This is a genomic window from Georgenia muralis, from assembly GCF_003814705.1.
GTDB classification, from domain to species: domain Bacteria; phylum Actinomycetota; class Actinomycetes; order Actinomycetales; family Actinomycetaceae; genus Georgenia; species Georgenia muralis.
In genome coordinates this window covers 1149923-1170608 of record NZ_RKRA01000001.1, presented here as the reverse complement: position 1 = coordinate 1170608, position 20686 = coordinate 1149923, and the positions used below count along the sequence as shown (strand labels likewise).

Annotated in this window: 19 protein-coding genes; 11 read left to right on the top strand and 8 right to left on the bottom strand. The window is 74.9% G+C overall.

What is annotated here, in order from left to right; genetic code table 11:
• Nucleotide 1: 1 nt before the first annotated feature.
• Nucleotides 2-1999, bottom strand: coding sequence for a bifunctional copper resistance protein CopD/cytochrome c oxidase assembly protein (locus tag EDD32_RS05100; protein WP_211338729.1), 1998 nt, complete (start codon nt 1997-1999; stop codon nt 2-4).
• 84 nt (nt 2000-2083) lie between these two features.
• On the opposite strand from EDD32_RS05100, the gene EDD32_RS19075 reads away from it, so the two are divergent.
• From EDD32_RS19075 to EDD32_RS05070, 6 genes are read left to right on the top strand one after another with little or no spacing between them, the layout of a single operon-like run.
• A complete protein-coding gene (locus EDD32_RS19075) occupies nt 2084-3139 on the top strand; it encodes an AAA family ATPase (RefSeq protein ID WP_211338728.1) in 1056 nt (351 codons plus the stop codon).
• 5 nt (nt 3140-3144) lie between these two features.
• Entirely contained in the window at nt 3145-4032 is an 888-nt protein-coding gene (locus tag EDD32_RS05090) for a DUF58 domain-containing protein (RefSeq protein ID WP_170175217.1), read from the top strand.
• Nucleotides 4019-4465: an alpha-amylase gene (locus EDD32_RS05085; RefSeq protein WP_123915366.1), complete on the top strand. Its 447-nt coding sequence runs from the start codon at nt 4019-4021 to the stop codon at nt 4463-4465. Before EDD32_RS05090 ends, EDD32_RS05085 begins: the two co-directional genes overlap by 14 nt.
• Nucleotides 4462-5478 (top strand): vWA domain-containing protein, encoded by a 1017-nt coding sequence (locus tag EDD32_RS05080; protein ID WP_123915364.1) that lies wholly within the window; start codon nt 4462-4464, stop codon nt 5476-5478. The genes EDD32_RS05085 and EDD32_RS05080 overlap by 4 nt, the downstream gene beginning before the upstream one ends.
• Nucleotides 5475-6491 carry a vWA domain-containing protein gene (locus EDD32_RS05075; RefSeq protein WP_123915361.1) on the top strand — a complete coding sequence of 339 codons (1017 nt, stop codon included), beginning with the start codon at nt 5475-5477 and terminating at the stop codon, nt 6489-6491. The genes EDD32_RS05080 and EDD32_RS05075 overlap by 4 nt, the downstream gene beginning before the upstream one ends.
• The gene (locus tag EDD32_RS05070) at nt 6488-7534 is read left to right on the top strand and encodes a hypothetical protein (RefSeq protein ID WP_123915358.1); all 1047 of its coding nucleotides are present in this window, start codon (nt 6488-6490) and stop codon (nt 7532-7534) included. The genes EDD32_RS05075 and EDD32_RS05070 overlap by 4 nt, the downstream gene beginning before the upstream one ends.
• A 1-nt stretch (nt 7535) precedes the next feature.
• Here the strand turns inward: EDD32_RS05070 and EDD32_RS05065 are convergent, their stop codons facing one another.
• Nucleotides 7536-8150 (bottom strand): TetR/AcrR family transcriptional regulator, encoded by a 615-nt coding sequence (locus tag EDD32_RS05065; RefSeq protein ID WP_123915355.1) that lies wholly within the window; start codon nt 8148-8150, stop codon nt 7536-7538.
• Between the two features lie 164 nt (nt 8151-8314).
• Here EDD32_RS05065 and EDD32_RS05060 point away from each other — a divergent pair, with 164 nt between their 5' ends.
• Nucleotides 8315-9238 carry a variant leucine-rich repeat-containing protein gene (locus EDD32_RS05060; protein ID WP_123915352.1) on the top strand — a complete coding sequence of 308 codons (924 nt, stop codon included), beginning with the start codon at nt 8315-8317 and terminating at the stop codon, nt 9236-9238.
• On the opposite strand, the gene EDD32_RS05055 is transcribed toward EDD32_RS05060, so the two are convergent.
• The 6 genes from EDD32_RS05055 to EDD32_RS05030 all read right to left on the bottom strand — a co-directional run bounded on the left by EDD32_RS05055 (nt 9228) and on the right by EDD32_RS05030 (nt 16976).
• A complete protein-coding gene (locus EDD32_RS05055; RefSeq protein ID WP_123915349.1) occupies nt 9228-9662 on the bottom strand; it encodes a (deoxy)nucleoside triphosphate pyrophosphohydrolase in 435 nt (144 codons plus the stop codon). The two genes, EDD32_RS05060 and EDD32_RS05055, sit on opposite strands and share 11 nt — an antisense overlap.
• Nucleotides 9663-9709: 47 nt before the next feature.
• Nucleotides 9710-10702, bottom strand: coding sequence for a transglutaminase family protein (locus tag EDD32_RS05050; RefSeq protein WP_123915347.1), 993 nt, complete (start codon nt 10700-10702; stop codon nt 9710-9712).
• The gene (locus EDD32_RS05045; protein ID WP_123915345.1) at nt 10699-13149 is read right to left on the bottom strand and encodes a circularly permuted type 2 ATP-grasp protein; all 2451 of its coding nucleotides are present in this window, start codon (nt 13147-13149) and stop codon (nt 10699-10701) included. Before EDD32_RS05045 ends, EDD32_RS05050 begins: the two co-directional genes overlap by 4 nt.
• Nucleotides 13150-13396: 247 nt before the next feature.
• Nucleotides 13397-14116, bottom strand: a complete 720-nt coding sequence (locus tag EDD32_RS05040; protein ID WP_123915342.1) for a YqeB family protein — start codon at nt 14114-14116, stop codon at nt 13397-13399.
• Nucleotides 14117-14327: 211 nt separating this feature from the next.
• Nucleotides 14328-16010: an alpha-amylase family protein gene (locus EDD32_RS05035; protein ID WP_123915339.1), complete on the bottom strand. Its 1683-nt coding sequence runs from the start codon at nt 16008-16010 to the stop codon at nt 14328-14330.
• Between the two features lie 3 nt (nt 16011-16013).
• Complete coding sequence (locus tag EDD32_RS05030) at nt 16014-16976, bottom strand: TIGR03885 family FMN-dependent LLM class oxidoreductase (protein WP_123915336.1); 963 nt, start codon at nt 16974-16976, stop codon at nt 16014-16016.
• A 122-nt stretch (nt 16977-17098) separates the two neighbouring features.
• Between EDD32_RS05030 and EDD32_RS05025 the strand changes: the two genes are divergently transcribed.
• The 4 genes from EDD32_RS05025 (at nt 17099) to EDD32_RS05010 (ending at nt 20659) form a co-directional block, all read left to right on the top strand.
• Entirely contained in the window at nt 17099-17806 is a 708-nt protein-coding gene (locus EDD32_RS05025; protein ID WP_123915334.1) for a M50 family metallopeptidase, read from the top strand.
• A 135-nt stretch (nt 17807-17941) separates the two neighbouring features.
• Nucleotides 17942-18346: an STAS domain-containing protein gene (locus EDD32_RS05020; RefSeq protein WP_246005982.1), complete on the top strand. Its 405-nt coding sequence runs from the start codon at nt 17942-17944 to the stop codon at nt 18344-18346.
• Between the two features lie 90 nt (nt 18347-18436).
• A complete protein-coding gene (locus tag EDD32_RS05015) occupies nt 18437-18823 on the top strand; it encodes a DUF6394 family protein (protein ID WP_123915328.1) in 387 nt (128 codons plus the stop codon).
• Nucleotides 18824-18832: 9 nt separating this feature from the next.
• On the top strand, nt 18833-20659 hold the full coding sequence (locus tag EDD32_RS05010; RefSeq protein WP_211338727.1) for an NAD-binding protein: 1827 nt from the start codon (nt 18833-18835) through the stop codon (nt 20657-20659).
• The last annotated feature ends 27 nt before the right edge of the window (nt 20660-20686 follow it).

Sequence of the window (20686 nt, the reverse complement as noted above, 5' to 3'; positions counted from 1 at the left end):
GTCACCGCCTGGTCTCGTCCGGGCGGCCGGCGCGCGACGCGAGCATCTCGTTGTACGCACGCAGCTCGGCGTCGTCGTCGCGGTCGGCGCGCCGGTCCGTGCGCCGTGCGACCCGCTCGTCGTCGCGCGCCCAGCTCAGGGCCACCGCGACGGCGAGGGCGAGCGTGGGGATCTCGCCGATGCCCCAGGTGATGGCCCCGCCCTTCCCCTGGTCGGCCAGGGCGTCGACCCACCACGACAGGCCCAGGCGGCCGAAGTGGTCCGCGGCCAGGAGCGAGGTGAGGGAGATGAGGGAGATCCCGAAGAACGCGTGGAAGGCCATCGTGCCGAACAGCAGGAGCAGGCGCAGGGGGTACCCGGGCCGGGTGGGACCAGGGTCGACGCTGATGAGGGCGTTGGCGAAGAGGTACCCGGCGAGGGTGAAGTGGGCGACCATCGCCAGGTGGCCCACGTGCGTGGTCAGCGCCAGCTCGAACAGACCCGTGTAGTAGAAGACGACCAGCGACCCGGCGAAGTTCACGGCCGCGACCACCGGGTGGGCGAAGAAGCGGGCCCACCCCGAGTGCACCACCGCGAGGAGCCACTCCCGCGGTCCGCGCGAGCCGTCGCGCCGGTGCGGCAGGGCGCGGACCGCGAGGGTCACCGGAGCCCCGACGACGAGGAAGATCGGCACGACCATCGCCAGCAGCATGTGCTGGACCATGTGCGCGCTGAACAGGACCGAGCCGTAGACGGCGGGGCCGCCGTTGGTGACCCACGCGAAGAGCACGAACCCGCTCACCCAGGAGACGGCCCGCCACAGCGGCCAGGCGTCCCCGCGGCGGCGCAGGCGCCGGACCCAGGCGAGGTAGACCCCGACCGCGACGACGGCGAGGGTCGCCGTCAGCGGCTCGGGGCGCCACTGGGTGAGGTAGGTCAGGGCGGTGGGGAAGGGCGGCTCGGGGTAGCCGGTGAGGAGGTAGACCGGGGTCGCGTCCGGCGGCGGGTCCTGGGGGATCGGTGGGGCGGAGGACCCCAGCGCGACCGCGACCCCCACCACCGCCGCCATGACGACCACCTCGACCCCGGCCAGGCGCCAGAAGGCACCGCCGGGCCGGGTGCTGCCCGCCGCCGCGGCCGCGCGCAGCGCGGGCACGGTGGCGCGCCGGTGCGCCCAGCCGATGAGCCCGAGCGCCACCGTGAGCACGACCTTGGCCAGGAGCAGCCGGCCGTAGGGATGGGTGACGAGCTCGGCCGCGGTGGACAGACGCAGGAGGGCCCCCGCCAGGCCCGAGCCCGCGACCAGGACGTACGCCCACAGGGCCACGGCCGAGTAGCGCTCGACCGAGGCCGGGAGGTCCCGGCCGGCCCGGGAGGCCACGAGGCACAGCACCGCCAGACCGCCGGCCCAGAGGGTCACGCCGGCCAGGTGCATCCACCACGACGAGACCGCCAGCTCGTGGTTCGCGGCACCGGCCGCGTGCCCGGTCAGGGCCAGGGGCACCATGGCCACGAGGGCCAGCACACCCGCCCACGCCGCACCGGTGGGCCCGGTGACCGCCACGGCCACGAGCGCGACGAGCGCGGTGAGGACCGTCGACCACGCCAGGATCGTGCCGAGCTCGATCTGGGTGACGAACTGCACGAGCTGCTCGCCGTAGCCGGGGCCGCCCAGGCCGGTGCCGATGACCGAGGCGTGCGTGAGCAGCAGCTGCACCAGCTGGGCCGGCGCCCACACCACGGCCGCCACGGCCCCGGTCCGCACCGCGCGGGACCGGGCGGGGCCGGCCGGCAGGACGACGGCGGCCAGGGCGAAGGCCCCCACGGTGAGGGCGGCCGCCGCGTGGCTGACGACCGTGACGACCGGCAGACCCCACCGCACCAGGGCGCCGGGGTCGAAGAGGGCCTGCGGTGCCGCGGCCCCGGTGGTCGCGAGGCCGGCGACCAGGGCGAGCAGGGCGGCCGGGAGGGCGCCCGCGACGTACCACCAGGTGCGCGGGGCAGGGACGGCGGGGACCACGGCTCCAGGGTAGGTCGTCCCGGCGGCCCGGCGTGGTGGGGGCGTCCTGACGTAGTCTCGCCACACAGCGAGAAGGGGAGTGCCATGACCGATCCCGCGCCCGGCCCGCCCTCCTGGCGCGCCCAGCCCGCGCAGCAGCACCGCACCCAGCTCCAGGGCGGGACGATCACCGGGCAGGAGACCGAGCGGGCGGCCGAGCTCCTCGACCGGGTGACGGCGATCTTCCGCCGCCACGTGGTGGGGCAGGAGGGGCTGCGCACCGCGCTCGTCTCGACCCTCCTCGCCGGCGGGCACGTCCTCCTGGAGTCGGTGCCGGGCCTGGCCAAGACCACCGCGGCGCAGACCCTGGCCGGCGCCGTCTCGGCCCGCTTCCACCGCATCCAGTGCACCCCGGACCTCATGCCCAACGACATCGTGGGCACCCAGATCTACAACTACGCCACCGGCGAGTTCACCACCCAGCTGGGCCCGGTCCACGCCAACTTCGTCCTCCTGGACGAGATCAACCGCTCCTCCGCCAAGACCCAGTCGGCGATGCTCGAGGCGATGCAGGAGCGCCAGACGTCGATCGGCGGGGAGATCTACCCCGTGCCGCGGCCGTTCATGGTCCTCGCTACCCAGAACCCCATCGAGGAGGAGGGCACGTACGTCCTGCCCGAGGCGCAGATGGACCGCTTCCTCATGAAGGAGGTGCTCACCTACCCCGAGCCGGGCGAGGAGGTGGAGATCCTGGACATGGTCGTGGGTGGCCGCAGCCCGGCCGCCGCCCGGCCGCCGATCGGTCTCGAGGACGTCGCCTTCCTCCAGGACCTCACCGACCGGGTGTACGTGGACACCTCGATCAAGCAGTACGTCGTCGCCCTCGTCAACACCACCCGCGGCGGCGGGCCGCGGCCGCTCCCCGGCTGGAGCGACCACGTCCGGGTCGGCGCCTCGCCACGCGGCGCCATCGCCCTCATGCGGGTCGCCCAGGCCGTGGCGGTCCAGGAGGGACGCACCTACGTCGTCCCGGACGACGTCAAGCGGCTCCGGCACGCCGTCCTGCGCCACCGCCTCGTGCGCACGTACGACGCCCTCGCCGACGACGTCGCCCCCGAGTCCCTCGTCGACGCCGTCTTCGCCACGGTGCCCACCCCCTGACGGCCGTGTCGACCGCCTCGCGTCTGGCGATGGTCCGGGCCCGCATCGACCTGCCGACGGTGCGCCGGGCGACCGGGCTCCTCGACGGCCGGCACCGCTCGGTCTTCTCCGGCCACGGCCAGGACTTCGACGACCAGGTCGAGTACCGCCCCGGGGACGACGTCACCGACATCGACTGGAAGTCCTCCGCCCGCGCGGGGATCCCGATCATCCGGCGGTTCGTCCGCGAGTCCAACCTCGCGATGGTCCTCGCGGTCGACACCGGCCGGAACATGGCGGCCGCCGCCCCCTCGGGCGAGCCCAAGGCCGCCGTCGCCCTCCTCGTCGCCGACGTCGTGGCCTACCTCGCGCGCACGCGCGGGGACTCCGTCGCGCTCGTCGCCGGCGACGCCGGGCGGCTCACCCAGGTCCCCGGCCGGCACGGCACCGCCCACCTGGAGATGCTCCTGCGCCTGCTCGAGCGCGACCTCACCCTCACGGCCCCCGCGTCGGACCTCGGCCGGGTGCTCGACCGGGTGCTGACGTGGTTCACCCGCCGCTCGCTCGTCGTCGTCATCACCGACGAGGCACGCCCGGAGCCCGCCCACGAGGAGGCGCTGCGCAGGCTGCGCACCCGGCACGAGGTCATCGTCGTCGCCGTGGCCGACCTGCCCGCCACGGCCCCGGGCGCGCGCGCCGTGCTCGACGTCGACGGCGGGGAGCCCCTGCCGGCGTTCCTGCGCGTGGACCCCCGCCTCCACGAGGAGGCGGTGGCGACCGCGGCCCGGCGCCGGTCCGCGGTGGCCGCGGTGCTGCGCCGCCGGGGCATCGAGCACGTGAGCGTCAACGGCACCGACGAGGTCGTGGACCGGCTCGTCGAGCTCCTCGGGAGGCAGCGCCGTGCCCGCCGGTGACGTCCTCCCGCCCGAGGCCTACCACTGGTGGGTGCCGGTGGTCGGGGTGGTCCTCCTCCTCGCCGTCGCGCTCTGGTACTGGCTCGTCCACCGGCTCACCCGGCCGCGGCCCGCGCCGGCGCCGGAGATGCCGGCGGGGCTGCGGCGCCGGTACGAGGAGGCTGTCGAGGCCGAGTACGCCCGCTACGGCGCCGGGGAGCACGACCTGCGGGTGTTCCACCTCGAGCTCGCCCGCACCATGCGGGCGTTCACGTCCGAGCGCATCGGGACCGACGTGCGGGCCTGGACCCGCCGGGAGGTCTCCGGGTACGACCCCACCCGCCGGGTCGGCTCCCTGCTGGCCACCTGGGAGGAGCCCAGCTTCGCCCGCCGCTCGGACGCCGAGGCCGCCACCTCCGCCGCCCGTGCCAGGGAGGTGATCCGCCGGTGGTGAGCCCGTGGCTGGTCCCGCTCGTCCTGGCCGCCGTCCTCGCCGCCGCCGTCGCCGGGTGGCTGGGCCGACGGCCCGCGCGCGGGACGGGCCGGGCCGTGACCTGGGTGGCGAACTCGGCCTACCTGCGCGCCCTGCCCGGCTACGCCCGGCGGCTGCGGGTGCTGCGCGGCGGCCTCGCCGTCGCGGCCGCCGGGCTGGTCCTGGCCGCCGTCGCCACGGCGGCCCTCAGCGCCCGCCCCGTGGACCGGGACGTGCGGTCGGAGATCCTCGCCACCCGCGACATCGTGCTCTGCCTGGACGTCTCGGGCTCGATGATCGAGCTCGACAGCGAGATCGTGCGGACCTTCGGCCGGCTGGTCGACTCCTTCGAGGGGGAGCGGATCGCGCTGAGCGTCTGGAACAACACCTCCCGCACGGTCTTCCCCCTCACCGACGACTACGCCCTGGTCGAGGAGGAGCTCGACGCGGCCGCGACCGCCCTGGACTTCGACCTCGACTCGTGGGTGTACGACCCGGAGGCCCTCGCGCGGCTCGAGGGCTTCCTCACCGGGACGGTGTCCCTGGACAACGAGTCGTCCTCGCTCGTCGGCGACGGGCTGGCCTCCTGCGCGCTGGCCTTCGACGAGGCCGAGACCGACCGCTCCCGCTCGATCATCCTGGCCACCGACAACCTCGTCCTGGGCACGCCGATCTACTCCCTCCTCGAGGCGCACGACCTCGCGTCCGAGCGCGACGTCACCGTCCACGCCCTGTACGCCTCGCTCGACGACGCCGGCTCGGACGTGGCCCGGGACGAGCTCGAGGCGGTCACGACCGGGGGCGGCGGGCTGTTCTTCGAGGCGGACGACCCCTCGGCGGTGGACGGCATCATCGCCGACATCACCGCCCAGCAGGCGGTCGACCTGGACGCCGACCCCGAGGTGGTCGTCACCGACCGGCCCGACCGGTGGTACGGCTGGCTCGTGGTCGGCCTGCTCGTCCTCCTCGGCGTGCTGTGGCGGGTGCGCGCATGATCCTGCGTCTGGTGTGGCCGGTGTGGGCCCTCGTCCTCGTCCTCACCCCGCTCGTCGGCGTCGTCCTGGCCGGCTGGCTCGCGGCGCGCCGGAGCGGGGACCCCGGTGCGTGGCCGCGCCGTGGCGCGATGGTGCTCGCCACCGTCGTCATCGGCCTCGCCCCGGCGGTGCCGGCCGAGACCCGCACGGTCGAGACCAACGCGGAGGTCTTCTTCGTCGTCGACCGGACCGGCTCGATGGCCGCGGAGGACCACGACGGCGCCCGACCGCGGCTGGACGGAGTGCGGGAGGACGTCGCCGCCCTGGTCGAGGCGCTCCCGGCGGCGCGCTACTCGATCATCGGGTTCGACTCCCAGGCCGCCCGCCAGCTGCCGCTGACCACCGACGCACGGGCGGTGCGCACGTGGACGCAGACCCTCCGCCAGGAGATCACCGACTACTCCGCGGGCTCCTCGCTCGACCGGCCCCTGCCCGCGCTCACCGAGGCGCTGGAGGGGGCCGCCGAGCGCAACCCGGCCAACGTCCGGCTCGTCTTCCTCCTCACCGACGGCGAGAACACCGACGGTGCGCCGCCCACCGCCGTGGCCGGCTACGAGGCGCTGGCGCCGCTGGTCGACGCCGGGGCGGTGCTGGGGTACGGCACCGCGCAGGGCGGCCGGATGCGCTCCTACGACGGCACCGAGACGACGGGGGCCGGCACCGATGCGCCGTTCATCCTGGACCACACCCGACCCGGCTCCCCGCCCGCGGTCTCCCGGATCGACGAGGACAACCTGCGCCGTCTCGCCGCGGCCCTCGACGTCCCGTACACCCACCGTCTGAGCCCCGGCGGCCTCGCCGAGCTGGTGGCCGGCGTCGACGTCGAGGAGCTCGCCGCCGACGGTCGCCGCGACATCAGCACCTACCGCGACGTCACGTGGCCGGTCGCGCTGGTCCTGGCCGGGCTCCTCGCGTGGGAGGCGTACGTCCTGGCTGCGCGCTGGAGACGGCTGCGACCGGCGGTGGCCCCGTGAGGCCGGCCGTGCCCGGCGGCGCACCGGTGCCCCCGACCGCACAAGGCGGTGGCCTGACCGCGGCACACCTGGCACGGCGGCGTCGGCGGCTGCTGGCCTGGTCGGCCCCTCTGGTCCTTCTGCTCCTGCTCGCCGGCAGCCTGCTGGTGGGGGTCAGCCTCGCGAGCGCCCTGGCGCGCAGCGCCTACGACGCGGGTGACCACGCCGTCGCCGCGGCGAGGTACGACCGGCTCAAGCCCCTCACCGCCGTGGTGGTCGAGCCGTGGAAGGCCTGGTTCAACACGGGCACCGCGACCCTGCGCGCGGGGGAGTCGTTCGCGGCCACGGAGGAGCTGCGCGGCGCGCTGGTCCGGGTCCCGGCCGGGACGACCGGTACCGACGGTGCCCCGGACCCCGCGACGCCGGAGTGCCGGGTCCGGACCAACCTCGCGCTCGCCCTCGAGACCATGGGCGACGAGGCCCGCGCCCAGGGTGATCCGGCGATGGCGGTGCTGCGCTACACCGAGGCGATGGACGTCATCGGCCCCTGCACGTCGGACGGCGAGTCGGCGGCCGAGCCGACCGAGGAGCCGACCGAGGAGCCCACGGAGCCGACCGAGGAGCCCACCGCACCGCCGAGCGACGAGCCGACGGAACCAGGCACCGGCGAGCCGTCGGAACCAGGCACCGGCGAGCCGTCGGAACCAGGCACCGGCGAGCCGTCGGAACCAGGCACCGGCGAGCCGTCGGAACCAGGCACCGCGGAGCCCTCGGACCCGGGCGAGGGGTCGAGCGAGCAGCCCACGGACCAGGCCGAGGAGCCCACGGACCCGGCCGACACCACCGAGGAGCGGCTCAAGGACAAGGCCGCTCGGGCCGAGGAGGAGCGGCGCTCACCACCGCCCCCGGAGCCCTCCGACGACGGGAGCGACCAGGAGGCCCCGGCGCCACCGCCGGACCCGCAGCAGCGCGAGCTCGAGCAGCGCAACCAGGACGCCGAGCGGGACCGGCAGGAGCAGCAGCAGCGGCAGGGCGGCGGGGCCGGCGGCGGCCAGAGCTGGTGACTCAGGCGGCCCCGGCTCGCAGCGGGGCCGCCGCGCCGACGGCACGCAGGACGAAGAGCTCGGTCGCGTCGATGAAGTCCGACCGGGCGGGCTCCTCGCGGGGGACCCGACGGCCGCTGAGGCAGGCGTGGACGAGCTGGACGACGGCGTCGAGGTGCTGGTGCGGGACGTCGCCGGCGGTGATCGCCCGGGCCAGGATGTCGCGGAGCACGGTCTCGACCTGACCGACGTGCGAGCGCAGCCGGTGGGCGGCGTCGTGGGAGACGACCTCGCGCAGGTCCGGACCCGGCGCCAGGTGGTAGGAGCGCTCGAGGCGCAGCTGCTCGCGCACGTAGACCCGCAGCTGCTCGACCGGTTCGTCGACCTCGGCGAGCGCCTGGGTCAGCGCGTCGACGTACACCGAGGTCTCGTGCTCGATGAACGCCAGCAGCATCGACTCCTTGTCGGGGAAGTGGTTGTACACGGCGGTGCGCCCGATCCCGGCGTCACCAGCGATGTCCGCGAGGGAGATCGCGTCGAAGCCACGCTCGCGCATGAGCCGTGAGAGGGAGGCGAAGAGTGCGCTGCGGGTCCGCTCGCGGTGCTCCGCGAGGGAGCTTCCGATGATCTTGGGCACCGCCCCATGATGCCACTTTCTGACGCGTGGCGGTGAATCGTCGTGAAAGTGTCCGACGGGTGTCGGTCGGTCCGGCGGCGGGCCGGGGGCGAGGGTGCGCGAGGCCCCGCGGCGGGTACGGCGCTGGCCTACGCTCACCCTGAGCACCACGGTGAGGGGACACGATGACCAGGCCCGAGGACTTCTCCGCCTACGACGCGGCGGACCCCGGCACCCAGCCGGCCGAGCTGGCCCGGATGGCCGAGCTGCGCCCGGACCTGCGCGTCCTCGTGGCCGCGAACCCCTCGACGCCGCCGGAGGTGCTCGCGAGACTGGGGGCGCTCGGCGACGTCGCCGTGGACGCGGCGCTGCGCCGGCGGGAGGGGCTCACCGAGACCTTCCCGGTCTCGCCCACCACCCGCCTGCCCGTCACGCCACCCCCGCCCGGCGGGTCTCCCGCGGGGACCCACGACCCCTACGCCCCCGGGAGCCCCTACCCGGCCGACCGTGACCCCTACGTCGCCGCTCCTGCCGTGCGGGACGCGAGCCCCTACGCGGCGCCGGGCGGGCCCGGTATCTCGGGCGGCGCCGCCGGGACCTACCCGGGCGCAGCGGCCGGGACCTACCCGGGCGGTGCGTATCCCGCCGGAGAGGGCGGCTACCCCGGTGGTCCCTTCCCCGGTGGTCCCTACCCCGGCAGCCCGGGGTACGACGGTGCCGGCTACAGCAGCTCCCCGGCGCCGTGGGAGACGGCGACCCCGGAGCGCGCCGGCCGCGGCGTCGTGCGGTGGGTCGTCGTCGGCGCGGTCGTCGTGATCGCGGTCGTGGTCCTCGTGGCCGTCATGCTCGGCCGCGGGGCGGACCCGGCCCCCGGCCCCACCGGACCGGTCGCCACCGAGGCACCGGCGAGCGGGTCGCCCGACGCGTTCGCCTACGGCGACGACCCCTACTTCGACGCGCTGTGGGACTCGTGCGAGAGCGGTGACGCCCAGGCGTGCGACGACCTGTTCCAGGAGTCCCCGGTCGACTCCGAGTACGAGGAGTTCGGCGCCTCGTGCGGCGGCCGCTTCCCCGGAACCGAGGAGTGGTGCGTCGACGTCATGGGGTGACGTGCGCGGCGGTGGTCGCGCGCAGGGCAGCGACGATGGGCCGGTCGGGGTCCAGCCAGTCGAGGTCGTCGAGCCCCGCGTGGCCCACCCAGCGGACCTCGGCGTGGTCCTGGAGCGGCGCAGGGGTCCCGGCCACCAGCTCGGCCAGCCACACGCGCATGGTGAGGTGGTGCAGGATCGGCCAGTCGCCGTCGTCGGGGCCGGGGAGGACGTCCCCGAGCCTGACCCGCACGCCGAGCTCCTCCTCGAGCTCGCGGTGCAGGGCGTCGGCCGGGGTCTCGTCCGGCTCGACCTTCCCACCGGGGAGCTCCCACCGGCCGGCGAGGTCGGCCGGGGCGGAGCGCCGGGCGCAGAGCGTCCTGGTGGGCCGGTCGAGGGAGTCCACGATCGCCGCGGCGACGACGAGCTTGCGGGGCCGGTCCATGACGTCGAGGGTAACCAGCCGCGCACCGCGGTGAGGTGGTGAGGCGGTCAGCGCGGGACGGCGAGCCCGGAGGACCGCTCCTCGGCCAGCTCGGCGGCGGTCAGCGGCCACAGGTCCACCCCGACCTCCGGGCGGGCGCCGCCGCCGGAGGAGTAGACGATGCCCCGCAGGGGCGAGACGTCGCGGAAGTCGCGGCCCCACCCGAGCAGGACGTACCGGTTGTCGATGAACTGGTCGTTGGTGGGGTCGATGTGGACCCAGCCGCCGCCGGGGATCCAGGCGGCGACCCAGGCGTGGGAGGCGTCGACCCCGCGGAGCTTCTCCTTGCCGGGCGCCGGGATCGTCTCGATGTAGCCCGAGACGTACCGCGCGGCGAGGCCGAGCGAGCGCAGGCCGGCGATCATGACGTGCGCGAAGTCCTGGCAGACCCCGGTGCGGCGCTCGAGCAGCTCCGGCAGCCGGGTGTGCACCGTCGTCGCGCCGGGCTTGTACGTGAACTCCGTGCGGATGCGGTGGGAGAGGTCGGCGACGGCGCGCACGAGAGGCGTGCCGCGGCCGAAGGAGGGCAGGGCGTACTCCAGCGCCTCCTCACCGGGCTCGACGAGCTCGGAGGGCAGGGCGGACTCGACCACCGTCAGGACCGACGAGGGCCCCTCGCCCTGACCGCCGTGACCGGTCGAGCGCATGCTGCTCACCGCGGCCACCGCCTGCTCCCAGGGCACCTGCGGGACGCTGGTGGGGTCCAGGCGGCGGCGGGTCACCGTGAGGAGCGAGACTGCCCCCACCTCGAGCACGGTGTGCTCCTGCGTGACGTGGAACCAGGTGGAGCGGTTGCCGTGGATGTCGACGTGCCCGGCGGTCTCGGCCGGCGTCGGGGTGACCGTGAGGCCGGCCGAGTGCACCCGCTGGCCGTGCCCGTCGCGGGGCAGCAGCGTCGCGAGCCCGTACGAGCTCGTGACCGTCTCGGGGTAGCGGTAGAGGGTGCGGTGCACCAGCCGGTAGTGCCGCTCCTGCTCGGACCGGCCGCGCTCGCCGCTCATCGCTCCCACCCTTCCTCGCTCCACCGCACGGGCACGGGCTGGGCGAGGTGGACCCGGGTGATCTCCGTGGTCAGCTCGCCCAGGCGCCAGCGCATCGACTCCAGGGTCTGGGCGAGCTGGACGCGCCGGGCCACGGCGTCCTGGTGGCCGTCGACCCGGGCGGGGTCGAGCTCGTCGAGGAGGTCGAGGACCTCCTGGAGGAGCTGGTCGCGCCCGGCCGCCCCGGTGACCAGGGCGGGCAGCGCGGCGAGGTGGCCGGCGAGCGAGTCGAGCTGGTAGGCCAGCGCGCGCGGGTTGGACCGGTCCAGGAGGAGGAGCTGGACCAGCTCGCCGACGCCGCCGCCGGGGTGGCGTCGGCGGAAGGTGAGGATGGACTCGTTCGCGATGAGGACGGACTCCGACACGAGCTCGGCGACGGCGGCCTCGCGGCGCTCGGTGACGGTCGCCTCGAGCGTGGCGACGAGGCGCTGTGCGCGCTCGAGCCGGCGGCCCACCTCCAGCAGGTGCCAGCCGGCGTCGCGGACGAGCGACTCGGCGTAGATGCCGTGGAGGGCGAGCAGCCCCTCGAGCAGGCGGCCGAGGACCGTGCCGAGGCCGGACTCCTCGTCGCGCCGGCGGGCGCGCTCACGACGCAGCGTGCGCTCGAGGGAGGACAGCGCCAGCCACACGTCGGGGGTGAGGTTGTCACGCACGGCCGCGGCGCTGCGGCCCATGCGGGCCACGCACCAGGCCACCGACCCGTCCAGTCCGGCGTCGGAGACGAGCATCGGCAGCGGGGCGTCCGCCGTCGTCTCGTGCAGGGCGCCGAGGAGCACCGCCAGGGCCGTCTCGCCGGGTGAGCCGGCCGGGGCGCCCGGCCGGCCGTGGTAGTCGTCCCATCGGTCGGCGACCGCGAGGAGCAGGCGCACGGTGGACTCGGCGCGCTCGGTGAGGCGACCGAGCCGGAACAGGTCCGCCGCGGCGCGCGGCGAGATGGTCGCCACCCCCGGGCGCAACGGCTGCAGCAGCACCGGCGTGGTCTCGGGCTCGGAGGCGAGGACCCACACGTCCTTGGCGGTCCCGCTCAGGCCCGGGATGCCCGCGGCGGCCTGCGGGTCCGGGCCCACCCGGCCCACGCCGCCGCTCATGACCGCGTAGCCCCCGCCCGCGGCGACGGCGAAGGTGCGCAGGGAGGTGCGCCGCGGCACGAGGGAGCCCTCGGAGACCGTGGGCGTGGTCGAGGCCTCCACCGGCTCCTGGCCCACCCACGCCGAGGGGTGGGCCGAGATCCGCGCGGCGAGGTCGGCGCGCTCGCCCAGCGAGAGGAGCCAGCCGAGCACGGGGGGCTCGTGGCCGGACGTCGACCGCACGACGAGCCGGCCGAGGTTGGCGATGACGTGCGAGCACATCGCCCGGTCCCCGCACCAGTACGTCAGTGCCGAGGGCAGCGCGAGCTCCTCGTCGCGCAGGGCCCGGGACAGCCGTGGGAGGTAGGTGAGCAGGGCCGGGTTCTCCAGCACGCCCGCGCCGAGGGTGTTGACGATGGTCACCGCCCCGGTCCGGGCGGCGTGCAGCAGCCCCGGGGTGCCCACGCGCGAGGTGCGGTCGAGCTCGAGGGGGTCGATGCTCACGGCCGGCACCCCGCGCAGGAGGACGTCGACCCGCTCGCGCCCGCCGAGGGACCGGCTCCACACGTGGCCGTCGGCGACGACGAGGTCGCTGCCCTGCACGAGCGGGAGCCCCAGCATCGCCGACAGGTAGGCGTGGTCGAACGCCGACGGGTCGCTCGGCCCAGGGGCCAGGACGGCGGCGTGCGGGGCGTCGCCGGCGGCGCTGGGTGCGGCCTCGCGCAGCGCCAGGGCCAGGGCCTGGAAGAACGGGCCCACCCGGCGGGTGCGGGACTGGCGGTAGAGGCCGGCGAGGATCTCGGAGACGACGCGGCGGTCGGCCATCGCGTACCCGAGCCCCGCCGGGACGTCGGTGGTGTCCGCCAGGACGGTCCAGGCGCCGTCGGCGTTGCGCACGAGGTCCGCCGAGGCGTGGAGCAGCTGGCGGCGCCCGGGGGTGCCCACGTGGTCCGCGCCGCGCAGGAACCCGGGGTGTCCGAGGACGATCTCCGGCGGCAGCAGGCCCGACGTGAGGAGGCGGCGATCGCCGTAGAGGTCGGCGAGCACCTGGTCGAGCAGCTCGCTGCGCTGGCGCAGCGCTCCCTCGAGGCGGTGCCACTCGGCCTCCTCGACGAGGACCGGCAGGGGGTCGAGCTGCCAGCCGTCGCCGGACTCGCCGTACGGCACGCCCTGGTCCTGGAGCAGGGCGACGACGTCGGCCTGCCGGGCGAGCAGCTCCTCCGCCTGGCCCAGGTGGGCGTGGTCCGCCAGCTCGGTCCAGGCGGCGCGGGCGCTGCCGGTGGCCTGGAGCATCTCGTCGTGGCCGGGCCCGTTGGCGCGGTAGGACTCCAGCAGGTCCACCAAGGTTCCTCCAGGTCCGTGGCCGCGGGCCCGGCGTGCGCTCTGCAAGGCAAGGTAAAGCGGTGCGCCGGCCGTTCGGCGCAGACTTTACTGATGATTTGCCCGGGATGCACCCTCCTGGGACCGCCGTGTCTCGGGGGCCCGTCAACGTGGTGGAGGCCGGTGGGCGGCGGGCCCGGCGCGGTGGAGCGGTGGGCCGGGGCGGTGGAGCGGTGGGCCGGCGCGGTGGGGCGGCTGGCCGGTGCGGTCAGGCGGCCCGGGCGGTCGCGGTCGCCGGGAGCAGCGCGGTGACGGGCCGCCACTGCTGGTGCAGGCCGCGCCGGCGAGGGAGCCGGACGTCGCGGACCATCACCCCGCGGGCGGCGAGCTGGCGGCGGAGCAGCTCGGCGTCGCCGAGAGAGCCTGCGCCGAGCGCCCGCGAGCGCGCCCACAGCAGCCGGTGCGCCGGGGAGTCCAGGACCGGGTCTGTGCTCACCCACGGGGAGAACGAGGCGGCGTGGGGGTCGGCTGCCAGCGGCGCCGGGTACCCGTGCTGGGCGAGAGCCGCCCGGAGGCGGTCCCGGTCGAGGCGGCACCGCACCCGGGCGAGCTCGACCCCGCCGGGCCCGAGGAGGACGAGGTCGCCGTCGGCCACGACGCCCGTGACGAGGCGGCGCGGCACGCTCACGCGCGCATCGGCCCAGGTGAGGGTGATGGCCCGGGGTCCCACGGTGGCGCGCAGGCACTCGCCGAGGAGGGTGATCGCGGCGACGAGGCCGAGGAGGAGACCCAGCCCGGCACCGACGAGGAGGCCGGTGGGCTCGCCGGCGTAGCCGCCGCGTCCGAGGACCCCGTCGTAGAGGGGCGTGACCTGGGCGAACCACTCGGTCATGAGGGCGAGCGCGGTGCCGACGAGGGCGCCGAGCACCGGCAGTCCGAGCCGCATCCGCAGACGGACCGGGAGGCTCTGTGCGACGACGGTGTGCATCTGCCCCGTCCCCTTCCCGCGCGGCGACCGCGCGTACCCCCCATGTGTGCCGTGCCGGCCGTCTCTTGCAGCGGCTCGGACCCAGCATGGTGGGGTGCGCGCGGTGCCCGCATCGCCCGCGAGGATGAGATCCCTCCACCCGGGGTGGGGGATCACCCCTAGGTGGGCGACGGGGGGCGTGCAGGCAGGCGGGGACGGCGGGCCGGCGAACCTAGACCAGGCGCCGCTCGCCGGGGTGCTGCACGCGCAGCCACCGGTAGCCGTACCCGTCCAGCGCCAGCTCGAGACCGCCGTCCTCGCCGACGGTGCACACGCCCTCCTGCAGCAGGTCGACGAGCTCGGTGCCGGGCTCCTCCTCCAGCGTGAGCGGCACCGTGAGGGCGTCGGGCCCGAAGTTGTGCAGCAGGACCATGGACGCGGTGTCCCACGACGTGCGGTGGGCGAGCACCGACGTGTGGGGCTGGTCGAGGACCTCGTAGGTGCCCCAGCCGAGCTCGGGGCACTCGCGGTAGCGCCGCGCCATGGCGGAGACGTGGGTGAGGAGGGACTCCGGGTCGCGCCGGGCGTCGGCGACGTTGACGTGCTCGGGTCCGTACGAGCCGCTCACCACCGGGGCGATGAGGTCGGCCGGGTCCGCCGTCGAGAACCCGCCGGTGGGGTCGTTGGCCCACTGCATCGGCGTGCGCACCGCGAGGCGGCCGGGCCGGTCGAGGTTCTCGCCCATCCCGATCTCCTCGCCGTAGAAGAGCACCGGGGTGCCGGGCAGGGCGAAGAGGAGGGAGTAGGCCATCTTGATCCGGCGCGGGTCCCCGCCCAGCATCGGCGGCACCCGCCGCTTGAGGCCCCGGCCGTAGAGCTGCATCTCCGGCTCGGGACCGAACGCCGCGAAGACCTCCTGGCGCTCGGTCTCGTTGAGCTTGTCCAGGGTCAGCTCGTCGTGGTTGCGCAGGAAGTTGGCGTACTGGGAGTCGGGGGAGATCGTCCCCACCGGACGGTCCTTGAGAGCCTCGGCCAGGGGGCGGGCGTCGTGGCGGGCGAGGGAGAGGTAGATGGCCTGCATGCCGACGAAGTCGAACATCATCGTCAGCTCGTCGCCGTCCTTGCCACCGAAGAACTCGACCTGGTCCTTGAACGGCACGTTGACCTCGCCCAGGAGGATGCCGTCGCCGCTGCGGCGCTGGAGGAACTGGCGCAGGGCCCGGAGGTACTCGTGAGGCTCGGAGAAGTCCTGCTTGTCCCGCTCGGACATGCCCAGGTCGTTGAGGAAGAAGGGCACGGCGTCGACCCGGAAGCCGTCCAGGCCCAGCTCGAGCCAGAAGCCCATGACCTTGGCGATGGCGTCCTGGACGAGCGGGTTGGCGATGTTGAGGTCGGGCTGGTGCTTGTAGAAGTGGTGGAGGTACCACTCGCCGGTCGCCTCGTCCTTCTCCCAGATCGAGTCCTCCTCGTCGGGGAAGACGACCTCGGCGCTGGTGTCCGGCGGCGGGTCGGAGCGCCAGACGTAGAAGTCCCGGTAGGGGTTGTCCTTGCTCTTGCGGGACTCGACGAACCACGGGTGCTGGTCGGAGGTGTGGTTGACGAGCAGGTCGGCGATCACCCGCATCCCGCGGTCCTTCGCGGTACGGATGAGCTCGACGAGGTCGCCGTGGTCGCCGAAGCGGGTCTCCACCCCGAAGAAGTCGGCGACGTCGTAACCGTCGTCGAGGTTGGGGGAGGGGTAGAAGGGCATGAGCCACAGGCAGGTCACGCCGATCTCGGCGAGGTAGTCCACGCGCTGCGCGAGCCCCTCGAAGTCGCCCACGCCGTCGCCGTCGGAGTCGAAGAACGTCTCCACGTCGAGGCAGTAGATGACCGCGTTCTTGTACCAGAGGTCGGAGGTGTCGGTGATGCGCATGTCTCAGGCCTCCTTGAGGGCGGGCAGCACCGTCGACCCGGCGACGTCCAGCCAGCGCGCCTGGTCCTGGCCCACGAAGTGCAGGTAGATCTGGTCGAAGCCGAGCTCGGTGTACTCGTGGATCCACCCCACGTGCTGGGCGGGGTCCGCCGAGATCCGCACCGCCCCGCGGACGGTGTCCACCGTGACGTCGCGGCTGGCGACGTCGAAGTGCTCGGCGGTGGGCAGGTCCAGGCTCAGCGGTGCGTCGAAGACGTTCGAGCGCCACTGGTCGTGGGCGATCGCCTCCGCCTCCGCCTCGTCCGGGGCCCAGGAGAGGTGGACCTGCAGCGCGAGGGGACCCTTGCCGCCCCCGTCGCGGTAGGCGTCCACGACGGCGCGGAGCTTGTCGTGGGGCTGGTTGATGGTGATCATCCCGTCCGCCCAGGTCGCCGCCCGGGCGGCCGTCGGCGGCGTGATCGCGGTCGCGAGCAGGGGGACCGGGGTCGTGGGGAGGTCGTAGAGCCGGGCCCGGTCGACCGTGACGAGCCCGTCGTGGGTGACCTCGTGACCGGCGTGCAGACGCCGGATGACGTCGACGCACTCCTCGAGGCGACGCTGGCGAACGTCCTTCGTGGGCCAGGGGTCGCCGGTGACGTGCTCGTTCATCGCCTGCCCCGAGCCCAGCGCCACCCAGTAGCGCCCGGGGAACATCTCCCCCAGGGTCGCCGTGGCCTGCGCGACGATCGCCGGGTGGTAGCGCTGTCCGGGGGCGTTGACCGAGCCGATCCGCAGCGACGTGGTCGCCAGGGCGGCGCCCAGCCAGGACAGCGTGAAGCCCGAGTGGCCCTGGCGCTCGCTCCACGGGGAGAAGTGGTCCGAGGACATCGCCATGTCGAACCCGGCCTGCTCGGCGGTGCGGACGTCCGCGAGGAGCCGGCTGGGGGAGATCTGCTCGTGGGAGGCGTGGAATCCGTAGGTCGTCACCCCCTGTGTGTATCGCGGCGGAGGCGGCTCCGCCTCCCGGGAGCCGCCGGCGCCCCTCCCGTCCGGGGCGGTGGCGCCCGGGCCGGTGCGGGGGATGGGCCGGTGCAGGGGAGGATGGGCCGGTGGAGTCGTGGTGGGAGCAGGCGTGGGCGAGGCTCCAGCCGGTCGCACCCGTCCCGGACGGGGCGACGAGCGGGCTGGTCGTGCTCGCGGTCGGCGTCGCCGCCCTCGTCGTGCCGCCGCTGTGGCGAGCCTCCCGCGTGCTCGTCACGGTGGTCCACGAGCTCGGGCACGGCCTGGTCGGCGTCGCCGTCGGCCGGCGGTTCACCGGCCTGGTGCTGCGCGCGGACATGTCCGGGCACGCGGTGACGGTCGGGCGGGCCCGCGGCGGCGGCCTCGTCCTGTCGACGTGGGCCGGGTACCCGGCGCCCGCCGTGGTGGGCGCCGTCGCCCTCCACCTCGCCACGGCCGGCTGGGCCGGACCGGTCCTCGCGGCGACGACGGCGGTGCTGCTCGCCGCGCTCGTGCGGGTCCGGTCGCTCTACACCTCCGTCGTCGTGGTGGCGCTGGTGCTCGCGACCGCGTCGCTGTGGTGGTGGGGCGACCCGCTCCTGCGGGCCCAGGCGCTCGCGGGCCTGGGCCTGTTCCTCCTGCTGGGGGCCTGGCGGCACGTCGGTGCCGTCCTCCACGCCGGCCGCGGCTCCGACCCCGCCGTCCTCGCCCGGCTCACCCGCGTCCCGGCCGCGCTGTGGGTGCTGAGCTTCGTCGTCGTCCTCGCCGGGGCGAGCTGGTGGGCGCTGGCCCCGGTGCGGCTGCTCTCCGGCTGGTGACCTGTCCGGTTCGACGCTGGTCAGGTCCGGGTTTACGGTGTATGACTGATGACCTCCGGTCCGGACGGGCCGGGGACCCCGCGAGAGGTGACCATGCCCGAAACCCTGCCGGTCGGTGACCGAGGATCCGTAGCGGTGCTCACGTCCCCCACCCGGACGAGGCTGGTGCTGGCCGGCGAGCTCGACATCAGTCACAACCGCGAGCTGCGCGAGGCGGTGCGCTCGGTCCTCGCGCTGGACCTGCCGGTCGACGTCGACATGCGCAACCTCACCTTCATGGACTCCTCGGCGCTCGCCGCGTTCAGCCGGCTCGCCTACCGCTCGTCCGCGCGGCCCCGGCTCATCCAGCCGCCCGACGTCGTCGTCTTCCTGCTCGAGGTCACCGCCATGGGCGACGTCGTCGAGGTCCTCGACCACGACCCGGGCTTCCCGGGCGGGCCGGAGGCCGGTGACGGCACCTTGTCCGCCGACGACGTCCCGGCCGACGAGGTCCCCGCCCACGACGTCCCCGAGGACGACGTCGCCACCGACGCCGTCTGACCCGACGGGCGCACTCCCGTTCCCCGGTGCCGCCAGCACCGGCGTCGCTACGCTGTCCCACGACGGCGTCGCTGACGGACGGAGCGGCCGATGAACCTCGAGAAGGTCATCTTCGGGTTCTTCGTCGTCCTCGCGGCCACGCTGAACTTCGGGTTCTTCATCGGCCCCATCGACGACCCGGCGCTCCACAACGTCTACGAGCTCTTCGCGGCGGTGGTGGTCAACCTCGTCGCCACGGTGCTGAAGTTCGGTGACCGCACGCAGATCGGTGCCGTCCACCTCGCCACCAGCCTCGTGGCCGACCTCCAGCTCATCGCGGCGGCCGCCGTGTGGGCCTACGCCTCCTCGGTGACCGACGGCCCGCTGAGCGTCGAGGCCATCTCCTCGGTCGTCTCCCTCTCGGGGGGTGCGCTGCTGGCGAACCTCGTCTCCATCACGCTGCTCCTCGTCGAGACCGTCTCGTTCCACCGCCGCTAAGGCACCGCCGTGGGCAACCCGCTCCTGCTGTTCTGGTACCGCCTCTTCGGCCGGGAGATCGTCCCGGCCGGGCCGGTGCCGCAGGAGCAGCAGATGCCCACCGCCGCGCAGGCCAGCGCGACGGTCTTCCTCGTCCTGCGCCGCATGCGGGCCCCGCTCATCGTGCTCATCACGATCTTCGCGGTGAGCGTCCTCGGGCTCATGGTCATCCCGGGCCTCGACGACGACGGCGACCCGTACCGGATGGGCCTGCTCGACGCGTTCTACGTCATGAGCTACACCGCCACGACGATCGGCTTCGGCGAGATCCCGCACCCGTTCACCGAGGCGCAGCGGGCCTGGGTGACGGTCGTGATCTACCTGTCCGTCGTCGGCTGGGCGTACGCGCTCGGCACCCTGTTCGGCCTGCTCCAGGACCGCGACTTCCGCCACGCGCTGACCACCCAGCGGTTCGTGCGCAAGGTCCGGCGGATGGGCGAGCCGTTCCTCCTCGTGGCCGGGCACGGCCAGACCGGCCAGCTCCTCGGCGACTCCCTCGACGTCCTCGGCAGGCGCTTCGTCGTCCTGGACACCTCGAGCGAGCGCATCGCCGACCTCGACCGCGACGCGTACCACTCCGACGTCCCGGGGCTGGCGGCCGACCCGGCCGACCCCGGGAACCTCCTCGCGGCCGGGCTCGGCCACACCCGGTGCGTGGGGGTCCTCGCGCTCACCGACGACGACGAGGCGAACCTGGCGGTGACGATGGCCGCGAGCATCCTGCGCCCGGGGGTCCCGGTGGTCGCGCGGGCCTTCACCGCCCGCTCGGCCGAGCGCATGCGCGCCTTCGGTGCGACGGTCATCAACCCGTTCGACGCCTTCGGGGACCACCTCCGTCTCGCGGTGCAGGCCCCGGCGTCGTACCAGCTGCGCCAGTGGCTGACGTCCCTGCCGGGCGAGCCCATGCCGCCGCGCCGGGCACCGCTGCGGCCGGGACGGTGGGTGGTCTGCGGGTACGGGCGGTTCGGTCAGGAGGTGACCGCGGACCTGCGGGCGAGCGGGGTGGAGGTCACGGTCGTCGACGCGGGGACGACGACGAGCCCGGACCTGGACGTCCAGGTCGTGGACGGCACGGAGGCCGAGATGATGGCCGCGGCCGACGTCGCCACGGCCGCCGGGGTCATCGCCGCCAACGACGACGACGTCGCCAACCTCGCCCTGGTCGCGGCCGCGCGCCGCGCCCACCCGGGCGTCTTCGTCGTCGCCCGGCAGAACCGCCGGCCCGACGAGGCGCTGTTCGACGCCGCCGCGATCGACCTCGTGCTGGTCCCGCCCGAGGTCACCGCGCACGAGGTCCTCGCCCACCTCGGCAGCGACGTGCTGCTGCGGTTCCTCCAGCAGATCCCCGCGCGCGGAGACGCCTGGGCCGAGCGGCTCCTCGCCCGGCTGGTCGCGCGCGGCGGACGCCGCGCCCTGACGATCTGGCAGCTCGACCTCGCCGCCGCGCCGTCGCTGCTGCCCTGGCTGAGCAGCGGTGAGGCGCGCCTGGGCGACCTCCTCCGGGACCCGCGCGACCGCGACCACCCGCTCGCCGCGGTGGCGCTGATGGTCGTGCGCGGGGCGCGGGACGTCTGCACGCCGGACGACGACTTCGTCCTCGCGCCGGGCGACTCGCTGCTCCTGGCCGGGCGGGCCGGGGCGCGTCAGGACCTGGAGAACATCGCCGTGGACGAGGCCACCCGCGAGTACGTCGTCCACGGCCGCGAGGTGCCCTCGGGCTGGTTCTGGCGCCGGCTCGCCCGTCGGCGGCGCCCGGCCAGCCCGGGCGCCGAGGGCGAGGAGCTGGTCAGGCGCTGACGGGCGGGGTGGCGCAGCCGGTCCGGG

What these genes read in the sequence shown, in the direction of transcription:
- EDD32_RS19075 (WP_211338728.1), top strand. Translation starts at nt 2,084, where the DNA reads ATGACCGATCCCGCGCCCGGCCCGCCCTCCTGGCGCGCCCAGCCCGCG.
- EDD32_RS05075 (WP_123915361.1), top strand. Translation starts at nt 5,475, where the DNA reads ATGATCCTGCGTCTGGTGTGGCCGGTGTGGGCCCTCGTCCTCGTCCTC.
- EDD32_RS05060 (WP_123915352.1), top strand. Translation starts at nt 8,315, where the DNA reads ATGACCAGGCCCGAGGACTTCTCCGCCTACGACGCGGCGGACCCCGGC.
- EDD32_RS05055 (WP_123915349.1), bottom strand. Translation starts at nt 9,662, where the DNA reads ATGGACCGGCCCCGCAAGCTCGTCGTCGCCGCGGCGATCGTGGACTCC.
- EDD32_RS05050 (WP_123915347.1), bottom strand. Translation starts at nt 10,702, where the DNA reads ATGAGCGGCGAGCGCGGCCGGTCCGAGCAGGAGCGGCACTACCGGCTG.
- EDD32_RS05040 (WP_123915342.1), bottom strand. Translation starts at nt 14,116, where the DNA reads ATGCACACCGTCGTCGCACAGAGCCTCCCGGTCCGTCTGCGGATGCGG.
- EDD32_RS05035 (WP_123915339.1), bottom strand. Translation starts at nt 16,010, where the DNA reads ATGCGCATCACCGACACCTCCGACCTCTGGTACAAGAACGCGGTCATC.
- EDD32_RS05015 (WP_123915328.1), top strand. Translation starts at nt 18,437, where the DNA reads ATGAACCTCGAGAAGGTCATCTTCGGGTTCTTCGTCGTCCTCGCGGCC.